The sequence below is a fragment of the Mycobacterium deserti genome, from assembly GCF_025345615.1.
In the GTDB taxonomy this organism is placed as follows: Bacteria; Actinomycetota; Actinomycetes; order Mycobacteriales; family Mycobacteriaceae; genus Mycobacterium; species Mycobacterium deserti.
In genome coordinates, this window is the sequence record NZ_JAODWD010000003.1 from 957,153 (window position 1) to 977,674 (window position 20,522).

18 protein-coding genes, 1 tRNA gene and 1 pseudogene are annotated in these 20,522 nt (G+C 66.7%); 9 read left to right on the forward strand and 11 right to left on the reverse strand.

What is annotated here, in order from left to right:
- Positions 1 to 73 precede the first annotated feature (73 nt).
- Positions 74 to 2,833, forward strand: coding sequence for a DNA polymerase I (polA, locus tag N4S67_RS16045; protein ID WP_390893375.1), 2,760 nt, complete (start codon positions 74 to 76; stop codon positions 2,831 to 2,833).
- 4 nt (positions 2,834 to 2,837) lie between these two features.
- Here polA and N4S67_RS16050 read toward each other — a convergent pair whose 3' ends face one another.
- Together N4S67_RS16050 and N4S67_RS16055 are read right to left on the reverse strand one after the other, a co-directional pair.
- Complete coding sequence (locus N4S67_RS16050) at positions 2,838 to 3,476, reverse strand: LysE family translocator (RefSeq protein WP_260993943.1); 639 nt, start codon at positions 3,474 to 3,476, stop codon at positions 2,838 to 2,840.
- 32 nt (positions 3,477 to 3,508) lie between these two features.
- Positions 3,509 to 4,699 carry a PrsW family intramembrane metalloprotease gene (locus N4S67_RS16055; RefSeq protein ID WP_390893376.1) on the reverse strand — a complete coding sequence of 397 codons (1,191 nt, stop codon included), beginning with the start codon at positions 4,697 to 4,699 and terminating at the stop codon, positions 3,509 to 3,511.
- A gap of 285 nt (positions 4,700 to 4,984) precedes the next feature.
- On the opposite strand from N4S67_RS16055, the gene rpsA reads away from it, so the two are divergent.
- Positions 4,985 to 6,433 carry a 30S ribosomal protein S1 gene (gene rpsA, locus N4S67_RS16060; RefSeq protein ID WP_260993944.1) on the forward strand — a complete coding sequence of 483 codons (1,449 nt, stop codon included), beginning with the start codon at positions 4,985 to 4,987 and terminating at the stop codon, positions 6,431 to 6,433.
- A 77-nt stretch (positions 6,434 to 6,510) separates the two neighbouring features.
- Positions 6,511 to 7,722, forward strand: coding sequence for a dephospho-CoA kinase (gene coaE / locus N4S67_RS16065; RefSeq protein ID WP_260993945.1), 1,212 nt, complete (start codon positions 6,511 to 6,513; stop codon positions 7,720 to 7,722).
- Positions 7,723 to 7,725: 3 nt separating this feature from the next.
- On the opposite strand, the gene N4S67_RS16070 is transcribed toward coaE, so the two are convergent.
- The 3 genes from N4S67_RS16070 to N4S67_RS16080 all read right to left on the reverse strand — a co-directional run bounded on the left by N4S67_RS16070 (position 7,726) and on the right by N4S67_RS16080 (position 9,208).
- Complete coding sequence (locus N4S67_RS16070) at positions 7,726 to 8,289, reverse strand: hypothetical protein (RefSeq protein WP_260993946.1); 564 nt, start codon at positions 8,287 to 8,289, stop codon at positions 7,726 to 7,728.
- Positions 8,290 to 8,375: 86 nt separating this feature from the next.
- A complete protein-coding gene (locus tag N4S67_RS16075; RefSeq protein WP_260994066.1) occupies positions 8,376 to 8,879 on the reverse strand; it encodes a DUF402 domain-containing protein in 504 nt (167 codons plus the stop codon).
- A gap of 26 nt (positions 8,880 to 8,905) precedes the next feature.
- A complete protein-coding gene (locus N4S67_RS16080) occupies positions 8,906 to 9,208 on the reverse strand; it encodes a hypothetical protein (RefSeq protein WP_260993947.1) in 303 nt (100 codons plus the stop codon).
- Between the two features lie 71 nt (positions 9,209 to 9,279).
- Here N4S67_RS16080 and uvrB point away from each other — a divergent pair, with 71 nt between their 5' ends.
- Positions 9,280 to 11,430, forward strand: coding sequence for an excinuclease ABC subunit UvrB (gene uvrB / locus N4S67_RS16085; protein ID WP_260993948.1), 2,151 nt, complete (start codon positions 9,280 to 9,282; stop codon positions 11,428 to 11,430).
- A 43-nt stretch (positions 11,431 to 11,473) separates the two neighbouring features.
- Entirely contained in the window at positions 11,474 to 12,877 is a 1,404-nt protein-coding gene (locus N4S67_RS16090; RefSeq protein ID WP_260993949.1) for an MFS transporter, read from the forward strand.
- On the opposite strand, the gene N4S67_RS16095 is transcribed toward N4S67_RS16090, so the two are convergent.
- The gene (locus tag N4S67_RS16095) at positions 12,874 to 13,605 is read right to left on the reverse strand and encodes an MgtC/SapB family protein (RefSeq protein ID WP_260993950.1); all 732 of its coding nucleotides are present in this window, start codon (positions 13,603 to 13,605) and stop codon (positions 12,874 to 12,876) included. The genes N4S67_RS16090 and N4S67_RS16095 overlap by 4 nt on opposite strands.
- Before the next feature lie 103 nt (positions 13,606 to 13,708).
- Between N4S67_RS16095 and N4S67_RS16100 the strand changes: the two genes are divergently transcribed.
- The 3 genes from N4S67_RS16100 (at position 13,709) to N4S67_RS16110 (ending at position 15,148) form a co-directional block, all read left to right on the forward strand.
- Positions 13,709 to 14,467, forward strand: coding sequence for a DUF899 domain-containing protein (locus tag N4S67_RS16100; RefSeq protein WP_260993951.1), 759 nt, complete (start codon positions 13,709 to 13,711; stop codon positions 14,465 to 14,467).
- 69 nt (positions 14,468 to 14,536) lie between these two features.
- Positions 14,537 to 14,607: transfer RNA gene (locus tag N4S67_RS16105), tRNA-Cys, on the forward strand.
- Between the two features lie 268 nt (positions 14,608 to 14,875).
- Positions 14,876 to 15,148 (forward strand): hypothetical protein, encoded by a 273-nt coding sequence (locus N4S67_RS16110; RefSeq protein ID WP_260993952.1) that lies wholly within the window; start codon positions 14,876 to 14,878, stop codon positions 15,146 to 15,148.
- On the opposite strand, the gene N4S67_RS16115 is transcribed toward N4S67_RS16110, so the two are convergent.
- Positions 15,145 to 15,798 (reverse strand): UdgX family uracil-DNA binding protein, encoded by a 654-nt coding sequence (locus tag N4S67_RS16115; RefSeq protein ID WP_260993953.1) that lies wholly within the window; start codon positions 15,796 to 15,798, stop codon positions 15,145 to 15,147. The genes N4S67_RS16110 and N4S67_RS16115 overlap by 4 nt on opposite strands.
- Before the next feature lie 297 nt (positions 15,799 to 16,095).
- Between N4S67_RS16115 and N4S67_RS16120 the strand changes: the two genes are divergently transcribed.
- Positions 16,096 to 16,539: a universal stress protein gene (locus N4S67_RS16120; RefSeq protein WP_260993954.1), complete on the forward strand. Its 444-nt coding sequence runs from the start codon at positions 16,096 to 16,098 to the stop codon at positions 16,537 to 16,539.
- Here the strand turns inward: N4S67_RS16120 and lnt are convergent.
- The 4 genes and pseudogenes from lnt to N4S67_RS16140 all read right to left on the reverse strand — a co-directional run.
- A pseudogene (lnt, locus tag N4S67_RS16125) lies at positions 16,508 to 17,944 on the reverse strand (apolipoprotein N-acyltransferase); the annotation flags it as partial. The gene N4S67_RS16120 and the pseudogene lnt overlap by 32 nt on opposite strands.
- Positions 17,941 to 18,825 (reverse strand): fructose bisphosphate aldolase, encoded by an 885-nt coding sequence (locus tag N4S67_RS16130; protein ID WP_260993955.1) that lies wholly within the window; start codon positions 18,823 to 18,825, stop codon positions 17,941 to 17,943. The gene N4S67_RS16130 and the pseudogene lnt, both read right to left, overlap by 4 nt.
- Positions 18,826 to 18,913: 88 nt before the next feature.
- Complete coding sequence (locus tag N4S67_RS16135) at positions 18,914 to 19,783, reverse strand: SDR family NAD(P)-dependent oxidoreductase (RefSeq protein WP_260993956.1); 870 nt, start codon at positions 19,781 to 19,783, stop codon at positions 18,914 to 18,916.
- The gene (locus N4S67_RS16140) at positions 19,777 to 20,448 is read right to left on the reverse strand and encodes an MBL fold metallo-hydrolase (RefSeq protein WP_260993957.1); all 672 of its coding nucleotides are present in this window, start codon (positions 20,446 to 20,448) and stop codon (positions 19,777 to 19,779) included. The genes N4S67_RS16135 and N4S67_RS16140 overlap by 7 nt, the downstream gene beginning before the upstream one ends.
- Between the last annotated feature and the right edge of the window lie 74 nt (positions 20,449 to 20,522).

The following is a 20,522-nucleotide window of genomic DNA, read 5'->3' on the forward strand; positions in this document are numbered from 1 at the left end:
GCGCCCGCGTGGCGCCTCGGGGGCGTGAGCCCCGCCGCCCGTGTCCTGGTTGCACTAGCCCGGGAACAACGCGATGTCAGCAGGGGTGCATAGAGTTAGGGCCGTGAGCCCCGCCAGCGCGACCGACAAGAAGAAGGCGTCCGACGGCCCAGTCGACCAGAAGCCCACACTCATGCTGCTGGACGGCAATTCGCTGGCGTACCGGGCGTTCTACGCGTTGCCCGCCGAGAACTTCAAGACCCAGGGCGGGCTGACCACCAACGCCGTGTACGGGTTCACCGCGATGTTGATCAACTTGCTGCGCGACGAACAGCCCAGCCACATCGCCGCCGCGTTCGACGTATCGCGTAAGACGTTCCGCGTCGACAAATATCCCGAGTACAAAGCGGGCCGGTCCTCCACCCCCGACGAGTTCCGCGGCCAGATCGACATCACCAAGGAGGTACTCGCCGCGCTCGGCATCACCACGCTGGCTGAACCCGGGTTCGAGGCCGACGACATCATCGCCACGTTGGCCACCCAGGCCCGGGACGAGGGCTACCGGGTGCTGGTGGTCAGCGGCGACCGTGACTCGCTACAGCTGGTCAGCGACGATGTCACCGTTCTGTACCCGCGTAAGGGCGTCAGCGAGCTGACGCGGTTCACCCCGGAGGCTGTGCTCGAGAAGTACGGGTTGACCCCGCAGCAGTACCCCGACTTCGCGGCGCTGCGCGGCGACCCCAGCGACAACCTGCCCGGCATCCCCGGTGTCGGCGAGAAGACCGCGACGAAGTGGATCGCCGAATACGGCTCGTTGCAGGCGCTCGTCGACAAGGTCGACACCGTCAAGGGCAAGGTCGGCGACGCGCTGCGTGCCAACCTGTCCAGCGTCGTGCTCAACCGCGAACTGACCGACCTGGTCAAGGACGTGCCGCTGGCCCACACACCCGACACGCTGCGGATGCAGTCCTGGAACCGCGATCAGATCCACCGGCTGTTCGACGATCTGGAGTTCCGGGTGCTGCGCGACCGGCTGTTCGAGACGCTGGCATCGGCCGATCCCGAGGTCGACCAGGGTTTCGACATCAGGGGAGGTGCGCTGGAGCCCGGCGAACTCGCCGCCTGGCTGGCCGAGCACAGCACGGGGCAACGCTTCGGGATGGCCGTCGTCGGCACGCATCTGGCGTTCGACGCCGACGCCACCGCGCTGGCCATCGTCGCCGCCGACGGCGACGGCCGCTACATCGATACCTCGACGTTGCACCCCGAGGACGAGAAGGCGCTTGCGTCGTGGCTGGCCGACCCCGGCCTACCCAAGGCGCTGCACGAGGCCAAGCTCGCCATGCACGATCTGCAAGGGCGTGGGTGGACGCTCGCCGGCGTCACGTCTGACACCGCGCTGGCGGCCTACCTTGTTCGCCCCGGGCAGCGCAGCTTCGCTCTCGACGACCTGTCCCTGCGCTACCTCAAACGCGAATTGCGCGCGGATAACCCCGAACAGCAACAGCTTTCGCTGCTCGATGACACCGACGGAGTCGACGACCAGGCGGTGCAGACCGTGATCCTGCGGGCCAGCGCGGTGATGGATCTGGCGGACGCGCTCGACGAAGAGTTGGCGCGCATCGACTCGTCTGCGCTGTTGGGCAACATGGAGCTGCCGGTGCAGCGCGCGTTGGCCGAGATGGAGACCGCAGGTATCGCCGTCGACCTGCCGATGCTGAGCGAGCTGCAGAGCGAGTTCGCCGACCAGATCCGCGATGCCGCCGAGGCGGCGTACTCGGTGATCGGCAAGCAGATCAACCTCGGCTCGCCCAAGCAGCTACAGGTGGTTCTGTTCGACGAGCTGGAGATGCCGAAGACCAAGCGGACCAAGACCGGCTACACCACCGACGCCGATGCGCTGCAATCGTTGTTCGACAAGACCGGCCATCCGTTCCTGCAGCACCTGCTGGCTCACCGCGACGCCACCAGGCTCAAGGTCACCGTCGACGGGCTGCTCAACTCGGTGGCCTCCGACGGTCGCATCCACACCACGTTCAATCAGACGATCGCCGCGACGGGTCGGTTGTCCTCGACGGAGCCCAACCTGCAGAACATCCCGATCCGGACCGAGGCGGGTCGGCGGATCCGGGACGCGTTCGTGGTCGGCGAAGGCTATTCGGAGTTGATGACCGCCGACTACAGCCAGATCGAGATGCGGATCATGGCGCACCTGTCACGCGACGAGGGCCTGATCGAAGCCTTCAACACCGGCGAGGACCTGCACTCTTTCGTCGCCTCGCGGGCGTTCGACGTGCCCATCGACGAGGTGACCGCCGAGCTGCGCCGCCGCGTCAAGGCGATGTCCTACGGGCTGGCGTACGGCTTGAGCGCATACGGTCTCGCGGCGCAGCTCAAGATCTCCACCGAAGAGGCCAAGGTGCAGATGGAGCAGTATTTCGATCGCTTCGGCGGAATCCGCGACTACCTGCGTGACGTGGTCGACCAGGCACGCAAGGACGGCTATACGTCGACGGTGTTCGGCAGGCGGCGCTATCTGCCGGAACTCGACAGCAGCAACCGCAATGTGCGCGAGGCCGCTGAACGCGCGGCGCTCAACGCGCCGATCCAGGGCAGCGCCGCCGACATCATCAAGGTGGCGATGATCAACGTCGATTCGGCGCTCAAGGACTCCGGGATGAAGTCGCGGATGCTGCTGCAGGTGCACGACGAACTGCTATTCGAGGTCGCCGAGGGCGAGCGCGAGGCGCTGGAGAAGTTGGTCGCGGAGCAGATGGGCAATGCCTATCCGCTAGACGTTCCCCTCGAGGTGTCGGTCGGTTACGGCCGCAGCTGGGACAGCGCCGCCCACTGACGGGTCAGCGCGCCTCGGCGACCAGACCAATGCCGAGCGCCACAAGCATCGCTCCCATGGCACGTTCGATGCGACGGCGAACGTTGGTTCGGCTCAACAGGTTTCGTGCCCGGTCCGCTGCCAGTACCACGGCCGCGCACCACGCGGTGTCGACCACCAACTGAATCACCGCCAGCACAAGCAGCGTCAGCAGGACGGGGCCGCTTGACGGCAGGAACTGCGGGATGACCGCGATTCCGAAGGCGGCCGCCTTCGGATTGGCCGCAATCGACAAGAGGGCGGCGCGAAAGGCGGCGGCGGGCGTGCGTCCGCGCGCAGGCAGCGGCACCTCGGTCGCAGCGGAATGGTCGGCGTTGCGCCATGCGCTGATGCCCAGCCAGATCAGGATCCCCGCACCGATGACGTGCAACGCCAACGACAGCGCCCGGTTGGCCATGAGCAGCACCGACAGTCCGGCGCCGCCGGCCAGGGTCCACCCGAATATCCCGATCTCGTTGCCGACGACAGCGGCCAGGCCCGCCGCACGGCCGTCGCGCACCGAGCGGTGCAGGAAGAGCGCCGTCGCCGGCCCCGGAAGCGCAGCCAAGATCACACACGCCACGAGAAATGCCGGCAGCACCTCGAGGACGTGGTCTAGCTGCATGTGCGAAGTATGGCCGACCAGCGCAATTGTTTTTAGCCGCCGACGAACGGCGCGCGGTAGCCGGCCAGGTGCTGCAGCATCGGAGCGGCGGCCCGCGCCGCGTGCACCGCGTAAGCCTCCTCGGTCTGCAGCGCGGCGACCCGCTCGTCGCCGAACCCGCGCTCGATCCGATCACGGACGAACGCCAGTTCCACCACCTGCGCCGCGAAACTCTTGACCGCCTTGCCGCCGGGTTTGCCGCCCACCCTCTTGGCTTCGCCGATGGCCAGCTTTCGGGTGCGGATCGAGCCCAACCAGGTGGCTTCGTTGGGTGTCACGAGCCCCGCCTGCACCATCCCGGGCAGCTTGGCGGCGACCACGCGTTGTTCGCGGCGGCGGCTCTGCACAGCGAGCACGATCGCCATCGCGAAGATCGGCACCATCCAGAACAGGTAGGTCCCGAAATACCACCCGATGCCCAACAGCGAGGAGCCGTTCCACAGCCCGTGCATCACGACCGCGCCGAGGTAGCCGAGCAGAAGGCAGATGGCCTTCGCGGCGACGCCTCGCCGGTGCAGGGCGAAGTAGACGCCGAGGCCGAACATCGTGGTGAACAGGGAATGCGCGAACGGCGCCATGACCAGTCGCAGGGCGGCGGTCAGGAGGGAGTCGCCCAGCGACTCGCCACCGGCGATGTAGAGGATGTCTTCGAGCCACGCGAACCCAGCCCCGACGAGGCCCGCGTACACCAGGCAGTCGGTCAGCGAATTGAGCTCGTTGCGGCGGCGGCCGGTCATCATGACCACCAGGAACAGGCCCTTGGCCGCCTCCTCGACCAGCGGCGCGCCGACGGCCACCGAGACCCAGCTCACCTCGTCGGTGGCCCCGCCGGTGATCAACGACTCGAGGTAGAGGCCGACGACCAGCGACAGGATGACGGCCACCGATGCGCCCCACAGGAACGCGAAGACCAGCAGCCGGGGCGGCTCCGGCTCCCACCGGTCCAGCCATATGTAGGCCAGGATCACCACCGCCATGGTCACGCTCGAAAGGACGAAGCCGATGCCGGCGCCGACCGGATTGAGCGCGGTCAGCAGGATGACGATCAAGCCCGCCACGGTGCCGAGCAGGATGAGCACCACCAGCGGCGCCCCCACCTTGCGTACCTTCCGCTGCAACGGCGGATACATAGGCCACGGTGGGTGGGGCGGCTGTGGCTGCTGAGGCGCGCCGGCGTAGGACACGTCAGGAGGGTAACTGCACGGGACGCCCGCCGGAGGGAGCGCCATGACGTGAATCGAGCTCGAAACACGCCGTCGCGTCCCACGCGTCGCCCACGCTCCCGTCGATCATGATCCCCAGTTGGGCAGACCGGGTTTGTCCAGCATGTGCACCGTCGAGTAACCTCGACGGGTACCCGTCTGTGCAAGATCGCGGGTGCACAGCATTAGAGAGTCGGCGTCCGCGCCGGAAGCAAAACCCAGATGTCCAATTCCCTACGACCCAACCTGTCCGGAGCAACCCACCACATGCCAAGTCCCTCCGTCACCTCGCCGCAAGTAGCCGTCAACGACATCGGCTCGGCTGAGGACTTTCTCGCCGCCATCGACAAAACCATCAAATACTTCAACGATGGCGACATCGTCGAGGGAACCATCGTCAAGGTTGACCGCGACGAGGTCCTGCTCGACATCGGCTACAAGACCGAAGGCGTCATCCCTTCCCGTGAGCTCTCCATCAAGCACGACGTCGACCCCAACGAGGTCGTCTCCGTCGGCGATGAGGTCGAAGCTCTGGTCCTCACCAAGGAGGACAAGGAAGGCCGCCTGATCCTGTCCAAGAAGCGCGCTCAGTACGAGCGCGCCTGGGGCACCATCGAGGAGCTCAAGGAGAAGGACGAGGCCGTCAAGGGCACCGTCATCGAGGTCGTCAAGGGCGGCCTGATCCTCGACATCGGCCTGCGCGGCTTCCTGCCCGCATCGCTGGTGGAGATGCGTCGGGTCCGCGATCTGCAGCCGTACATCGGCAAGGAGATCGAGGCCAAGATCATCGAGCTCGACAAGAACCGCAACAACGTGGTGCTCTCCCGCCGCGCCTGGCTGGAGCAGACCCAGTCCGAGGTGCGCAGCGAGTTCCTCAACCAGCTGCAGAAGGGCGCCATCCGCAAGGGTGTGGTGTCCTCGATCGTCAACTTCGGCGCATTCGTCGATCTCGGCGGTGTCGACGGCCTGGTGCACGTCTCCGAGCTGTCCTGGAAGCACATCGACCACCCCTCCGAGGTCGTCCAGGTCGGCGACGAGGTCACCGTCGAGGTGCTCGACGTCGACATGGACCGCGAGCGGGTGTCGTTGTCGCTCAAGGCAACTCAGGAAGATCCCTGGCGCCACTTCGCCCGCACCCATGCGATCGGCCAGATCGTGCCCGGCAAGGTCACCAAGCTGGTGCCGTTCGGCGCGTTCGTCCGCGTCGAGGAGGGTATCGAGGGCCTGGTGCACATCTCCGAGCTGTCCGAGCGCCACGTCGAGGTCCCCGACCAGGTGGTGCAGGTCGGCGACGACGCGATGGTCAAGGTCATCGACATCGACCTGGAGCGTCGCCGTATCTCGCTGAGCCTCAAGCAGGCCAACGAGGACTACACCGAGGAGTTCGAGGCCTGGAAGTACGGCATGGCCGACAGCTACGACGAGCAGGGCAACTACATCTTCCCGGAGGGCTTCGACTCCGAGACCAACGAATGGCTCGAGGGTTTCGAGAAGCAGCGTGAGGAGTGGGAGGCCCGCTACGCCGAGGCCGAGCGCCGCTACAAGATGCACACCACGCAGATGGAGAAGTTCGCCGCCGCTGAAGAAGCCGAAGTCGAGGCGGCGGGATCCAGGCCCAACGGCTCGTCGCGTTCCGAGGAGTCCCAGGCCGGCGGCTCGCTGGCCAGCGACGCCCAGTTGGCCGCGCTGCGGGAGAAGCTCGCCGGTAACGCCTAACCGGCCTACCGGAACGAACGCCTCGGCTCACCGGAGTCGGGGCGTTCGTCTTTTCGCGCTCCTGACACACTGGTGCGGTGCTGCGAATCGGTCTATCTGGCGGTATCGGCGCCGGAAAATCAACGGTGTCCGCCACATTCGGTGAGCTCGGGGGAATAGTCGTCGACGGCGACGTGATCGCCCGCGAGGTCGTCGAACCCGGGACCGAGGGCCTGGCCAAGCTGGTCGATGCGTTCGGCAAGGACATTCTGCAGGACGACGGGACGCTCAACCGGCCTGCGCTGGCCGCGATCGCTTTCAGCGACGAGGAAAAGCGAAAGACGTTGAACGGCATCGTGCACCCGCTGGTCGGCAGGCGGCGCGAGGAACTGATCGCCGCGGCCGCCGCCGACGCCGTGATCGTCGAGGACATCCCTCTGCTCGTCGAATCCGGTATGGCGCCGATGTTCCCATTGGTGGTGATCGTCCACGCCGAGGAAGACTTGCGGGTACAGCGTCTGATCGAGTACCGCGGGTTCAGCGAGGAAGACGCCCGTGCCCGGATCGCGACGCAAGCCACCGAGGAGCAGCGGCGCGCCGTCGCCGACGTGTGGCTGGACAATGCAGGCAGCCCGGAGGAACTCGTCGAGAAGGCTCGCGAGTTGTGGCACGAGCGGATCCTGCCCTTTGCGCACAACGTGCACGACGGGCGGCCCGCGCGCCCGGAACCGGTTCTGGTGCCTTATGACTCGACGTGGCCCGACCAGGCTCGGCGCGCCGTCGCACGGCTCAACACGGCGTGCCGGCACCGCGCCAAGCGCATCGACCACATCGGATCGACTGCGGTGCCGGGCATGGACGCCAAGGACGTCATCGACATCCAGGTGACGGTCGGCTCACTGGAGGTGGCCGACGAACTCCGCGATGCGTTGACCGGCGCCGGTTATGTGCACCGGCAGCACACCGCTGACGTGGGTAAGTCCGACGCGCGCAGCACCGTCGCGGAGTTCGACCGCACCAACGGTGAACACATGTGGCACAAGCGGCTTCACTGCTCGGCTGATCCCGGACGGCCGACGAATGTGCATCTTCGGGTCGAGGGCCGGCCGAACCAGCAGTTCGCGTTGCTGTTCGTCGACTGGCTCCGCGCCAACCCGTCCGCGCACAGCGACTACCTGGCTTTGAAGCGCCGGGTCGCGCAGCAGGGCCACGAGTCGACGGACAGTTACGCGGAGGCGAAGGAGCCCTGGTTCCTGGACAACTACCGGCGCGCCTGGGAGTGGGCCGACGAGACCGACTGGGCCCCCTAGACCTCAGGCTTGCGGAGGCGCCGGCTCCACCGGCGGCGCATTCGGATCGGCCGGCGGCACCACGTTCGGGTCCTCGGCCGGAATCAGACCGGCACTTGTGTCCAACGGCGCCCCGCACTGCAGCGTCCCGTACCTCGGATCGTCCTTGACGCGGAAGAATCTCGGAGCGATGAACTGGTCGGCCTGCGCGACGATCTGGTCGTCGACGAGGATCTCGCAGTGCAGGTTCGACCCGTACGGCCATTGGATGGTCACTTCCATCCCCGCCAGCTTGGGATCGTCGATGACCGTGTTGACCTCGAACGTTTGTCCGGGCAGCAGCGTGGGTTGCTCGCTGTTGACGTTCGTGTCGTCGATCTTGTACGCGACCACCGCTCCTCTGGACGTCCCGTCCGCGCGGGCGCGGTAGATCACGTTGTGCAGCACGTCGGACTCAGGCGCAGGCTGCTGCTCGATCTGTGGCTCGGCCGCCGGATCCGCGACGGCCGGCGCCGGAACCGCCGAGGAACCCGCAAGCACAGCCACGGTGGCCGCTACGGCGGTCCACCCGCGCTTGCTGGGACTCATGGAACCAGAGAGTACCGCCACCGGCGCGCGCCTCAAACTCACTATTGTTCTCATCACAATCAAGATCGATGGCGAACGGACGGCCGTTACGCGCGCCAGGTGAGGGTCATTCCTTCGGTGTCCAGCCACCGTTGGAGGTCATATCCGTGCCGCGACAGGCCGTCAATGGCCGAGACCGCCGTCTGAACCGCTTGTTCGCCGGTTTCGGGGGTGAGCAGACCGTGCCGGACGGCGGTGAGTAACTCGTCGACATCGCAGATCTCGACCTCGACGCCCGTGCGGATCACGAGGTCGAGGTAGTGGTCCTCGGCATGCCACTCGGTCGGACCCGGCGTGAAGCGTCCGACGTCGAGGTAGAAGTCCTGGTCCCGTTCGTGGCCCGGGTTGAAATGAAACACCGTCGCGCGCAACCCCAGTGATGGCAGCAGCCACGACTCTAGATAGTGGAACTGGGCGCGTCCGGGCGTCGGCCGAGCCATGTAGAGGCCCCACGGCTCGACGGAGTAGACGTCGACGGCCCGCACGATGCCTTTGGGGTCGGTGTTGGTGCGGGCGACCAGGTCGAATGTTTCGTGCTTGGGAGCGTGAATGGCCCCAGGATAGGCCGCGTCACGGTTCACCGCTGGCGGCGACGGCGCAGGTCGATGGTGAGCGGGCCCCGGCCCCTGGGGCGGGTGACGACCCGCAGGACCGCACCGACGATCAGCGACACCCAGACGCCGCTCCACAGCAGGCTCGCCGCGTCCCACCACGTGCACTGCTCGCTGGGCCCGAGACCGCTGTTATGCGCGCATGCGGCGCCCATGGCCTCGGCGACGGCCTGGGGACCCGGCTTGATCAGCAGCACCAGGCAGACGGCGCCGAGAACCAGCAGAACGAGGCCGAGCAGTCGCAGCGCGATCCGGAGAACTTCGGGCACCGCGCCAAGGTAACGCGCTCATCGTTCCGACGGGAATGAACTTGTCGGTGTCCGCGCTTAACCTGGTGAATATGGCTTTCGCTACCGAACACCCCGTACTGGCGCACTCGGAGTACCGCCCTGTCGACGCCATGGTGCGGACCGGGAACCGCTTCGAGGTGGTCAGCCCGTACGACCCCGCGGGTGATCAGCCGGCCGCCATCGACGAACTCGAGCGACGCATCCGGGCGGGAAAGCGCGACGTGGTGCTGCTCGGCGCCACCGGCACCGGCAAGTCCGCGACCACGGCGTGGCTGATCGAGCGGGTGCAGCGGCCCACTCTGATCATGGAGCCGAACAAGACGCTGGCCGCTCAGATGGCCAACGAGTTGCGAGAGATGTTGCCGCACAACTCGGTTGAATACTTCGTCTCCTACTACGACTACTACCAGCCCGAGGCGTACATCGCGCAGACCGACACCTATATCGAGAAGGACAGCTCGATCAACGACGACGTCGAGCGGCTGCGGCACTCGGCGACCTCGAGCCTGCTGTCGCGCCGTGACGTGGTCGTGGTCGCGTCGGTGTCGTGCATCTACGGCCTCGGCACGCCGCAGTCGTACCTGGACCGCTCGGTCGAGTTGAAGATCGGGGACGAGGTGCCGCGCGATGCGCTGCTGCGACTGCTGGTCGACGTGCAGTACACCCGCAACGACATGGCCTTCACCCGCGGCTCGTTCCGGGTGCGGGGCGACACCGTGGAGATCATTCCCTCCTATGAAGAGCTGGCGGTGCGTATCGAGTTCTTCGGCGACGAGATCGAGGAGTTGTACTACCTGCACCCGTTGACCGGCGACGTGGTCCGCAAGGTGGACTCGCTGCGGATCTTCCCGGCCACCCATTACGTGGCCGGTCCGGAGCGCATGGCGCAGGCGATCTCGAGCATCGAGAAGGAACTCGAGGAGCGGCTGGCCGAGCTCGAGGGGCAGGGCAAGTTGCTCGAAGCGCAACGGCTGCGGATGCGGACCAACTACGACGTCGAGATGATGCGTCAGGTCGGGTTCTGCTCGGGCATCGAGAACTACTCGCGGCACATCGACGGCCGGGGGCCCGGAACCGCACCTGCGACGCTCATCGATTACTTCCCGGAGGACTTCCTGCTCGTCATCGACGAGTCACACGTGACGGTGCCGCAGATCGGCGGCATGTACGAGGGCGACATGTCGCGTAAGCGCAACCTGGTGGACTTCGGCTTCAGGCTGCCCTCGGCGGTCGACAACCGACCACTGACCTGGGAAGAGTTCGCCGACCGGATCGGTCAGACGGTGTACCTGTCGGCGACCCCGGGCCCCTACGAGCTCAGCCAGTCCAGCGGCGAGTTCGTCGAGCAGGTCATCCGCCCGACCGGTCTGCTCGACCCGCACGTCGTGGTGAAACCGACGAAGGGCCAGATCGACGACCTGATCGGCGAGATCCGCAAACGCACCGAGCGCGACGAACGGGTGCTGGTCACGACACTCACCAAGAAGATGTCCGAGGACCTGACCGACTATCTGCTCGAGATGGGTATCCGGGTGCGGTACCTGCATTCGGAGGTCGACACGCTGCGGCGGGTGGAGCTGCTGCGGCAGCTGCGGCTGGGGGAGTACGACGTCCTGGTCGGCATCAACCTGCTGAGGGAGGGCCTCGACCTGCCCGAGGTCTCGCTGGTGGCCATTCTCGACGCCGACAAGGAAGGCTTCCTGCGGTCGCCCCGCAGCCTCATCCAGACCATCGGCCGCGCCGCCCGCAACGTGTCCGGTGAGGTGCACATGTACGCCGACACAATCACCGACTCGATGAAGGAAGCCATCGACGAAACCGAACGGCGCCGGGCCAAGCAGATCGCCTACAACGAGGCCCACGGCCTCGATCCGCAACCGCTGCGCAAGAAGATCGCCGACATCCTCGACCAGGTGTACCGGGAAGCCGACGATGTCGAGGTGGGTGGATCCGGCCGCAACGCGTCGCGCGGTCGGCGCGCCCAAGGCGAACCGGGGCGGGCGGTCAGCGCGGGGATCATCGAAGGGCGCGACACGTCCAACATGCCGCGCGCCGAGCTGGCCGACCTGATCAAGGACCTGACCGAGCAGATGATGACTGCGGCGCGGGATCTGCAGTTCGAGCTGGCGGCCCGGATCCGAGACGAGATCCACGATCTCAAGAAGGAACTTCGCGGCATGGACGCCGCCGGGCTGAAGTAAGCGGGCTTGACCTCAACGGAGGTTGAGCTCCTACCGTGACTGCGTGACCGACACCGTGACGACGCGCGCGGGCAGCTGGCGCGAACTGTTGGGCCCGAAGAACCTCGGCGCCTGCACCGTTCTGGCGGGCGGTGTCGCGCTGTATGCGACCAACGAGTTCCTCACCATCAGCCTGATGCCCAGCGCCGTCGCCGAGATCGGTGGCCAACGGCTGTATGTGTGGGTGACGTCGGTGTACCTGGTCGCGTCGGTGATGGCCGCGACGACGGTGCACTCCACACTGATGCGGCTCGGCCCGCGCATCGCCTATCTGTTGGGGCTCAGCGTGTTCGGCCTCGGAAGCCTGGTATGCGCGCTCGCGCCGACGATGGAGGCGCTGCTGATCGGTCGCACAGTCCAGGGCCTGGCGGGTGGACTGTTGGCGGGGCTGGGTTATGCGGTCATCAACACCGCTCTGCCGAACACGTTGTGGACCAAGGCATCCGCGCTGGTTTCCGCAATGTGGGGAGTCGGCACCCTGATCGGTCCGGCCGCGGGCGGCTTGTTCTCCCAATACAGTTCGTGGCGTTGGGCTTTCGGCATGCTCGTCATCCTCACCGTGGTGATGGTGGTAATGGTGCCGATCGCGCTGCCCGGACGCGGCGATGCCGGAGTCGACGTCGCCAGGACGCCGATCCCGGGGTGGTCCCTGGTTCTGCTGGGGTCAGCGGCGCTGGCCGTCAGCATGGCGGGGGTACCCCACGATGCCCGCTTCACCGCCGCACTGCTCGTGCTGGGCGCCGTGCTTGTCGCTCTGTTCCTTTTCGCTGACCGGCGACTGCCGACAACGGTGTTGCCGCCCACCGCGTTTCGGCCCGGCCCGTTGAAGTGGATCTACCTGAGCATCGGCGTGCTGATGGTCGCCACGATGGTCGAGATGTATGTGCCGTTGTTCGGTCAGCGGCTGGCCCACCTCACTCCGGTGGCAGCCGGCTTCCTGGGTGCGGGGCTCGCCATCGGTTGGACGGCCAGCGAGATCAGCAGTGCGTCACTGCGCGGGAATCGGGCGATCACGCGCACGGTGGCGGTGGCCCCGCTGGTGATGGCCACCGGCCTGGCGTTGGCTGCAGCGACGCAATTCAGCGATGCGCCAGTTGGTCTGGTCGCCGTATGGGCCGCCGGGCTCTTCCTTACCGGGACGGGAGTCGGATTGGCATGGCCGCACCTCTCGGCGTGGGCGATGAGCCGCGTCGACGACCCGGCGGAGGGTCCGGCCGCTGCCGCAGCCATCAACACGGTGCAACTGATCTGCGGGGCGTTCGGCGCCGGTCTTGCCGGCGTGGTCGTCAATCTCACGGAAACCGGCGGTGCGTCACCGGCGCGCTGGCTGTACGCCACCTTCGCCACCCTGGCCGCGGTCGGCGCCATCGCGTCGTTTCGCGCGCGGGCGGCGGGCGAACCGGGTTAGTCGGGGTCGTCGTCGAGCTGGCGGATGGCGGTGACGCCATCGATGCCGGCGATCACCGTTGGCGCGGTGAGGACGGCTCGACCCGCCAGGGTCAGCAGAACACCCGAGACGCCGGAGCCGGCGTGCTCACCGGGCGCGTCAACGGCCAGATCGGTGAGCTGCCACTGCCGTCGGTCACACGCCTGCAGAAGCCGACTCATCACGCCGCGGCCTTCTTCGTAGGTGACGTGCATGGTGACCGACCCACTGAGCCGTGACGCCAACCACTTCGCCAGCGGCATGAACCCGACGACGATGATGAAGTGCATCGCGGTCACCGTGACGGCGAGCAGGAGCAGGCCAGAGCCAGCGGCCATCCCGATGGCGGCCGATTCCCATACGGCAGCTGCTGTGGTCAGCCCGTGCACGGAACCGCGGCGGAAGATAATGATTCCGGCGCCGAGAAACCCGATGCCCGAGACGATTTGGGCCGCGACGCGAGACGGGTCGACAACGACGAGACCGTCCTGCAGTACGTCGGTGAAGCCGTACTTGCTGACCAGGAGTATCAGCGCAGCCGCCGTTCCGACAATGGTCTGGGTGCGCAGCCCCGCGCTCTTGCCCTGGATTTCCCGCTCGAGTCCGATCAGTGCCGTCAGCCCGAAGGCGACGAACAGCTCAACGAGTTGACGGGTGCCTTGCCCAGGCCCGCCGAAGAACGGCGGGTCGGCGGCCAGCCAGACGACCATGGCAACAAATTATCCCGGGACGACACGACGATGACTTTCGCCGCGCCGCGTGGTCCATACCTACGAGGCCATAATCCCGATCGAGTACGAGGAGTGACACCCAATGACCACGACTCTAGGCGCGTACCCCCCGGTCGCCACGCGCGACGACTGGCTGGCGGCCCGCAAGAAACTGCTTGCCCGCGAACGGGAAGCCACGCATCTGAAAGACGCCGTGAACGCCGAGCGGCGCCGGCTGCCGATGGTGAAGGTGGAGAAGGACTACGTCTTCGAGGGGCCGGGCGGCGAGCTGCGGTTGATCGACATGTTCGAAGGTCGACCGCAGCTCTACATCCACCACTTCATGTGGGTCGACTCGACCGACGAGGGTTGCCCGAGCTGCACGATGGCAGCCGATCTCTGCTTCACAGAAAGGGACCGTGCGCTGTTGCACGCCAAGGGTGTGACGTTCGCTGCCGTCTCGCGAGCGCCGTACGCCAGCATCGCGCGCTACAAAGGCAAGCATCCGGCGTGGACGTTCCCGTGGTACTCGTCGCGCGACAACGACTTCACCTACGACTACCACGTGACGTTGGATCCTCAGCGCGCGCCGGTCGAGTACAACTACATGACACTCGAGGAGTTGCATGCGGCCGGATTCGCCGACGACGTTCTGCGCGGTGACTGGCCGGGCGCCAGCGTCTTCGTACGACGCGGTGACGAGGTGTTCCACACCTATTCGACCTATGCACGCGGCCTCGACCACTCGTCGCCGGGATATCCATTTCTGGACCTGACGCCGTTCGGCCGTCAGGAGCCGTGGGAGGACTCACCGGCGGGATGGCCGCAGGGCAGCGATGCCGTCGGCGTACCGATGGAGTAGCGAGACCAGCGATCACGACGATTCGAAGGCTGGACCGGTGTCGGCCCCTGCGGCATAGTCGGCCGTGTCGCGGGTGTGGCTGAATGGCTAGGCACCGGCCTGCAAAGCCGTCTACGCGGGTTCGATTCCCGCCACTCGCTCGCTTTTCGTGGCGACTGGGGCGTCGTGCCTTTGCGCGACTGGACCACTGGGGCGACGGCGATGTCGGTTCGCAAATCGCGATACGCCGATTACGCTGCAAGGCAAAGCTATTCAGCGCATCTGGGCGCAATCGAGCGCGACGTTTGCCGGGCTGCACGGCGGCACGCCGACGATGGCGCTCCTCGAATCAACCTTGCGCTCGGAGATAAGATCTACTCGGGTCGGATGATTGAAATTGCTGCATTAGTAGGGGTTTTCATCGTGAACATGAAGAAGATCGGCGAAGCGGCGATCGTCGGCGCGTTAGCCGTGACGGCACTGGGCGTGGGCGCGGGTGTTGCCAATGCAGATGAGGCGATCGCCAGTTCTGCGGGTAACGCGTGGGCAATCGACCGCCCGGACTGGGACGACGACTGGCGCGGCCCGAAGTGGGACGACCGGCGTTGGGACGGTCCGCGGTACTGGAACGGGCCGCAGTACGGCAACTGCGCGTGGGTGCCGCCCGCGGTGTCGATGTGGGTCCCGCCGGCCGTCTGCTAGCGGCTCACCAGGCCCGCGGCGAAGCGTAAATCCGCGACCAGCCCGTCGAACGCCTTCTCTCGATCCTCCGGCGGACCGCGGAGAACCGACGACGGGTGGACGGTGACCGCGACCGCGGGATCGACGTCGAGGTCGGTGAAGTCGGACGGGATTCGGAGCGCCTCGCCGCGGTGGGCGGTGAGCCGGAATGTGCCGCCCATCAGAGCCTGTGCCGCGGTCGCGCCCATCAACACCACGACATCCGGTCGCACGGAGTCCAATTCGGACAACAGCCACGGCCTGCAGGCCACGACCTCGGTACGGCCGGGCGTCTTGTGGATGCGGCGCGTTCCGCGCTCGGGCAGGGTGAACTTGAAGTGCTTCACCGCGTTGGTGACGTAGGCGCGGCTGCGGTCGATTTCCGCGGCGGCGAGTGCCTTGTCGAGCAGCTTGCCCGCAGGGCCTACGAATGGCTTTCCGGCCTTGTCCTCCTGATCGCCGGGTTGCTCACCCACGAGCATGATGTCGGCCTTCGGTGTGCCCTCGCCGAACACGGTCTGGGTCGCGTTGAGGTACAGGTCGCAGCCCTTGCAGGACTGCGCGGCGTCCGCCAACGCGGCGAGATCTGCTGTGTCGGGGACGTGCTCCGCGGCGCTGCTTTTCGCGGCCATGACGAGCGAGTACCCGCCTCAGCCGCGCTCACGCATCGGGCGTTTAATTGACGTCCTTTGAATTTCACCGCGGGCCCGCTGAACGGTGACGCGGCATACCTTCTGCGCCAACGATTTTGTCGCCGGATCGCCGCGCCGCCACAATCCGGAATTCGTCGTGCGCCGCCCGGTGTAGGCGAGGTCACGTACTGCGGGTCCAGGTGACGTTGCCTGTAGAAGTCCACGAAATAGCAGGCAAATGGGGTCTGACGGGTTACTGTCTCGGGTGGTGTTGAAAAAGACTCTGGGAGGATATGAATGAGTGCCTACAAGACCGTCTTGGTTGGCACGGACGGATCGGATTCATCGCTGCGCGCGGTGGAAAAGGCTGGTCATATCGCCGGAGAGGACGCCACGCTGATCGTTGCGACGGCCTACTTCCCCCAGTCCGAAGACCAGCGAGCCGCTGACGTGCTCAAGGACGAGGGCTACAAGATGGCCGGCAACGCCCCCATTTACGCGATCCTTCGCGAGGCCAGGGATCGCGCGCACCAGGCGGGTGCCAAGAACGTGGAGGAGAAGGCGATCGTCGGGGCGCCGGTCGACGCGCTTGTGGAACTGGCCGAGGAAGTCAAGGCCGACCTTCTGGTGGTCGGAAACGTCGGGCTGTCCACCATCGCAGGGCGCCTGCTCGGTTCGGTGCCGGCGAATGTGGCGCGGCGGTCCAAGTCCGATGTGCTGATCGTGCACACCACGCCGTAAAGCTCAGCACCGCCGCCAGGACCACCCAGTCGCCGAGGCGCTGATAGACGGTTGCTTGCGACCCCAACGGGATGTCGACGATCATCACGCCGCGCTGCGCGGCGGGCAGCCACCCGAGTTCGCGTCCGCGCGCGTCGAAAGCCGAACTGACGCCGGATATCCCGGCATGTACCACCGGGCGGCCGACTTCGACCGCGTGCACCGCTGTCATGCCGGCCAATTGCGGCTGCGCCCAACTGCCCTGGTACGACGACGTCGCACTCTGGTAGGCCAGCAGGGCGGCGCCGCGGTCCACGACGCGGCGAGGGAGGTCCGAGAACGTCGCCTCGAAGCTGATCAGGGGTCCCACGGCCCCCGCGTCGGTGTCCAGCACGACCGGTCCGTCACCACGACGGCGGTCCTCGCCGGCGGCCGGAGTGTGCCGGGTGACCCAGCCGAGCAGCCTCCGCAACGGCACATATTCGCCGAACGGCACCAACCGGCTCTTCGCATACGCGCCGCGCGCACCGTTCTCACCGATGAGCACCGACGACTTGTAGATACCGCCGTCAGCGGCCCGCGCGTCGACGTTGACCAGTAAGTCGGCGCCGACCCGTCGTCGCAGGGCCACCAGGTCGGTCATCACGTCCGGCCGGGTGGCCAGGTCGACGCCCACGCTGCTCTCGCCCCAAACCACCAGGTCGACCCGGTTGCCGGTCAACCCGGCAGTGAGCGCCTCGCCGGCGGCTTGACGAGCGGTCGCGTCGACGATGTCACCCGGTTGCACCAGCGCGACCCGCACGGTCGGGCCGGCCGACGGCGCTGGCCCGATCCAGTACCAGAGCGGACCGATCGCGGCCAGCACGACGGGTAGCGCGATCGCCAGCGCCGAGCGCAGCAGAAGGGCGCCGACGACGGCGGTGTTGACTGCGACGACCAGGAAACTGACCAACCACACCCCGCCGATCGACGCCGGCGACAGCGTCGCCGACTGGTTCCACTGCGACGCACCGAGCAGCGCCCACGGCCCGCCGAGGCGGTGCCACGACCGCACGGTTTCGGCGATCACCCAGGCCGACGGAAGGACCAGCACCGCGACCGATACCCGGGCCGGCGTGAGGTTCCCGGCAAGCAACCGCTGCGCCGCCCAACCCCACGGCAGCCAGAGCACCCCGACCGCGAACGCGAACACGACCAGCAGCGGACCCGCGCTCGGCCACAGCCAGTATTGGGTGACCAGGACGAAACCGGCCATCCCGGCCCACGCCCGGACCGCACCCTGCGCACCGGTCGGCGCGGCGCGGACCACGAACAACAGCGGGACGAGCCCGGCCCACGCCAGCCACCACCACGATGGCGCGGGAAAGGCCAGCGCGGGCAGCGTGCCAGCAGCGGCTGCCGCCGCGACGCCCCGGAAGGAGATCAGGTAGCCGACGCCTTGGCGATGCCGGCGATCGCCGCATCGAGGGTCGCGTTGAACTCCTCGTCGCTCTGCTGCGCGGTGAGACCCTCCGTCAGCGCACGGGAGAAGCTCGCGATCACGCCGTTGTTGCGCGAAAGCTTCTCGTTGGCGTCGTCGCGGCTGTAGCCGCCGGAAAGCGCGACCACACGCAGCACCTTCGGGTGATCGACGAGCTGCTTGTAGAGGTTGTCGGTGTCGGGCAGCGTCAGCTTGAGCATGACGACCTGGTCGTCCGGAAGGTTGTTGACGCCCTCGAGCAGTGCGTCGTTCAGCTGGTCTTCGGCCTCGGCCTTCTTGGGGCTCTTGATGTCGACCTCGGGCTCGATGATCGGCACGAGGCCTTTGGCGAGCACCTGCTGCGCGATCTCGAACTGCTGCGCCACCACTGCGTCCAGGCCGGCGCCGGGCAACTTGATGACCGACCGCTCCTTGGTGCCGAAGATGCCCTTGGCGACCGCACGGTCCAACAGGTCATCGAGGCCGGGCATCGGCTTCATCACCTGCGCGCCGTCCTTCTCCTCGGCGAGGCCCTTGTCGATCTTCAGGAAGGGCACGACGTTCTTGACGTTCCACAGGTACTCGGCGGCTGGACGGCCGTCGAACTCACGGTCCATGGTCATCTCGAAAAGGATCGCGCCGAGGATGCGGTCGCCGTCGAAGGCGGGGCTCGTCACGATGCGGGTGCGCATCTCGTGCACGAGATCGAACATCTTGTCGTCGCCGGAGTACGCGTCCTCTTCGATGCCGTACAGCTTGAGCGCCTTAGGGGTGCTTCCACCGCTCTGATCGAGCGCCGCGATGAAGCCTGCGCCGCTCTTGGCCTTCTTTAACTGGTCCTCATTCATCCCTGTCTCCTCAACGACTTCCCGCGATCAGATTAGGACAGTGAAGTCATGGCGTTGCCCGTGCCCACTGCATATGTCACTGGAGAACCTAGCGAAGTACTCGGGTGAACTGCCTGATCGGGTGGACGCCGTGCAAGTCGCGGTAGGACGGCGGCTGACGGTCCCCGTCGTCCTTGATGCCGTACTCGACCGCCAATTCCGCCCCGATCAGCGTCTGTCCGCTCTTGTCCATCAACCCGGGGTCGTTGAACAGCGCCCAGATGAGGTGTCCGGTCAACTCCGGGGTCTCGGAGTTCGCCAGCAGGTGGTCGAACTTCTCCGGGGCGGCGGCGACGAGATTCTTGAATCGCTCGGTCAGAAGCACGCCCATCCAGATTGACAGCGCCGCGATGCCGTGGTCCCTGAAGTCGACGGCCATGTCCGCGGCCATCTTGTCCATACCGGCCTTGTGCACGCCGTACGCCGGGCCGAAGACGTAATGCGCTGCGCCGGGTGCCGAGGTGAAGACGACGAGTCCGCGGCGTTGCGGAACCATCAGCGGAGCGGCGTGCACCGTCGCGACGTATCCGCTGCGCAGACCGACGTCGAGCGTGTCGATGACGTTGACCGGCTTCTCCCAGAACGGCCTTCGAGCCATCACCTCGTCGCGGATGATCGCGGCGTTGTTCACCAGGATGTCGAGCCGGCCCTGTTCGCGCCCTACCCGTTCGAACAGCGCTTTGGTCTGGGCGTCGTCAGAGTGGTCGACGCGCACGGCGATGCCGGTGCCACCGGCCGATGTCACCAGCTCCGCGGTCTCGTGGATGGTGCCGCCCAGCGGCGACTCACCGGCGCTCTGCGTGCGGCCGGTGACGTACACCGTGCACCCGTGGCTGCCGAGGGCGTGCGCGATCCCGAGCCCCGCGCCGCGGCTGGCGCCCGTGACAACGGCGACCGGGGTGCCGGTGTCGTCTACCAACCGCGTTCTCTCCACTCGCTCAGATGCGGACGTTCGGCGCCCAGCGTCGTGTCGTCGCCGTGGCCCGGGTACACCGCCGTCGCGTCCCCGTAGACGTCGAACACCCGGCTGGTCACGTCGTCGAGCAGCTTGTCGAAGTCGCCCTCTTCCCACGTCTTGCCGACGCCGCCGGGAAACAGGCAGTCGCCGGTGAACAGGTGGGTCGTGTCGTCCGCGCCGTCGAGCGCCAGCGCCACCGACCCGGGGGTGTGGCCCCGCAGGTGGATGACGTCCAACGACAGCTCGCCGATCTCGACGGTGTCGCCGTGGGCGAGCGTGCGGTCCGGTTTCACCGGCAACGGATCGCTATCCAACTGATGTGCGGCGGTCGGGACGCCGGTGGCCTTGGCCACCTGCTCCAACGCCAGCCAGTGGTCGGGGTGCTGGTGACTGGTGACGATCAACGACAGCGTGGGCGCGTACTTGTCGATCAGCTCGAGGAGGATCTCGGCGTCGTTGGCGGCGTCGATGAGTAGCGTCTGGCCGGTCTGGGAACACGTGACCAGGTAGGCGTTGTTGTCCATCGGGCCCACTGAAGCCTTGACGATCGACGCGCCGGGAAGGGTTCGCCGAGCTGCGTTTCCGGGTTCGACGTGGCCGGTGTAGTTGTCGTCGACGACGGTCATGGTCCTCACCGTATCGGGCTTGGCTGAGGCTTGTCGGTGGGTCGACATAGCATGGGCCTCAACTATGTCTTCGG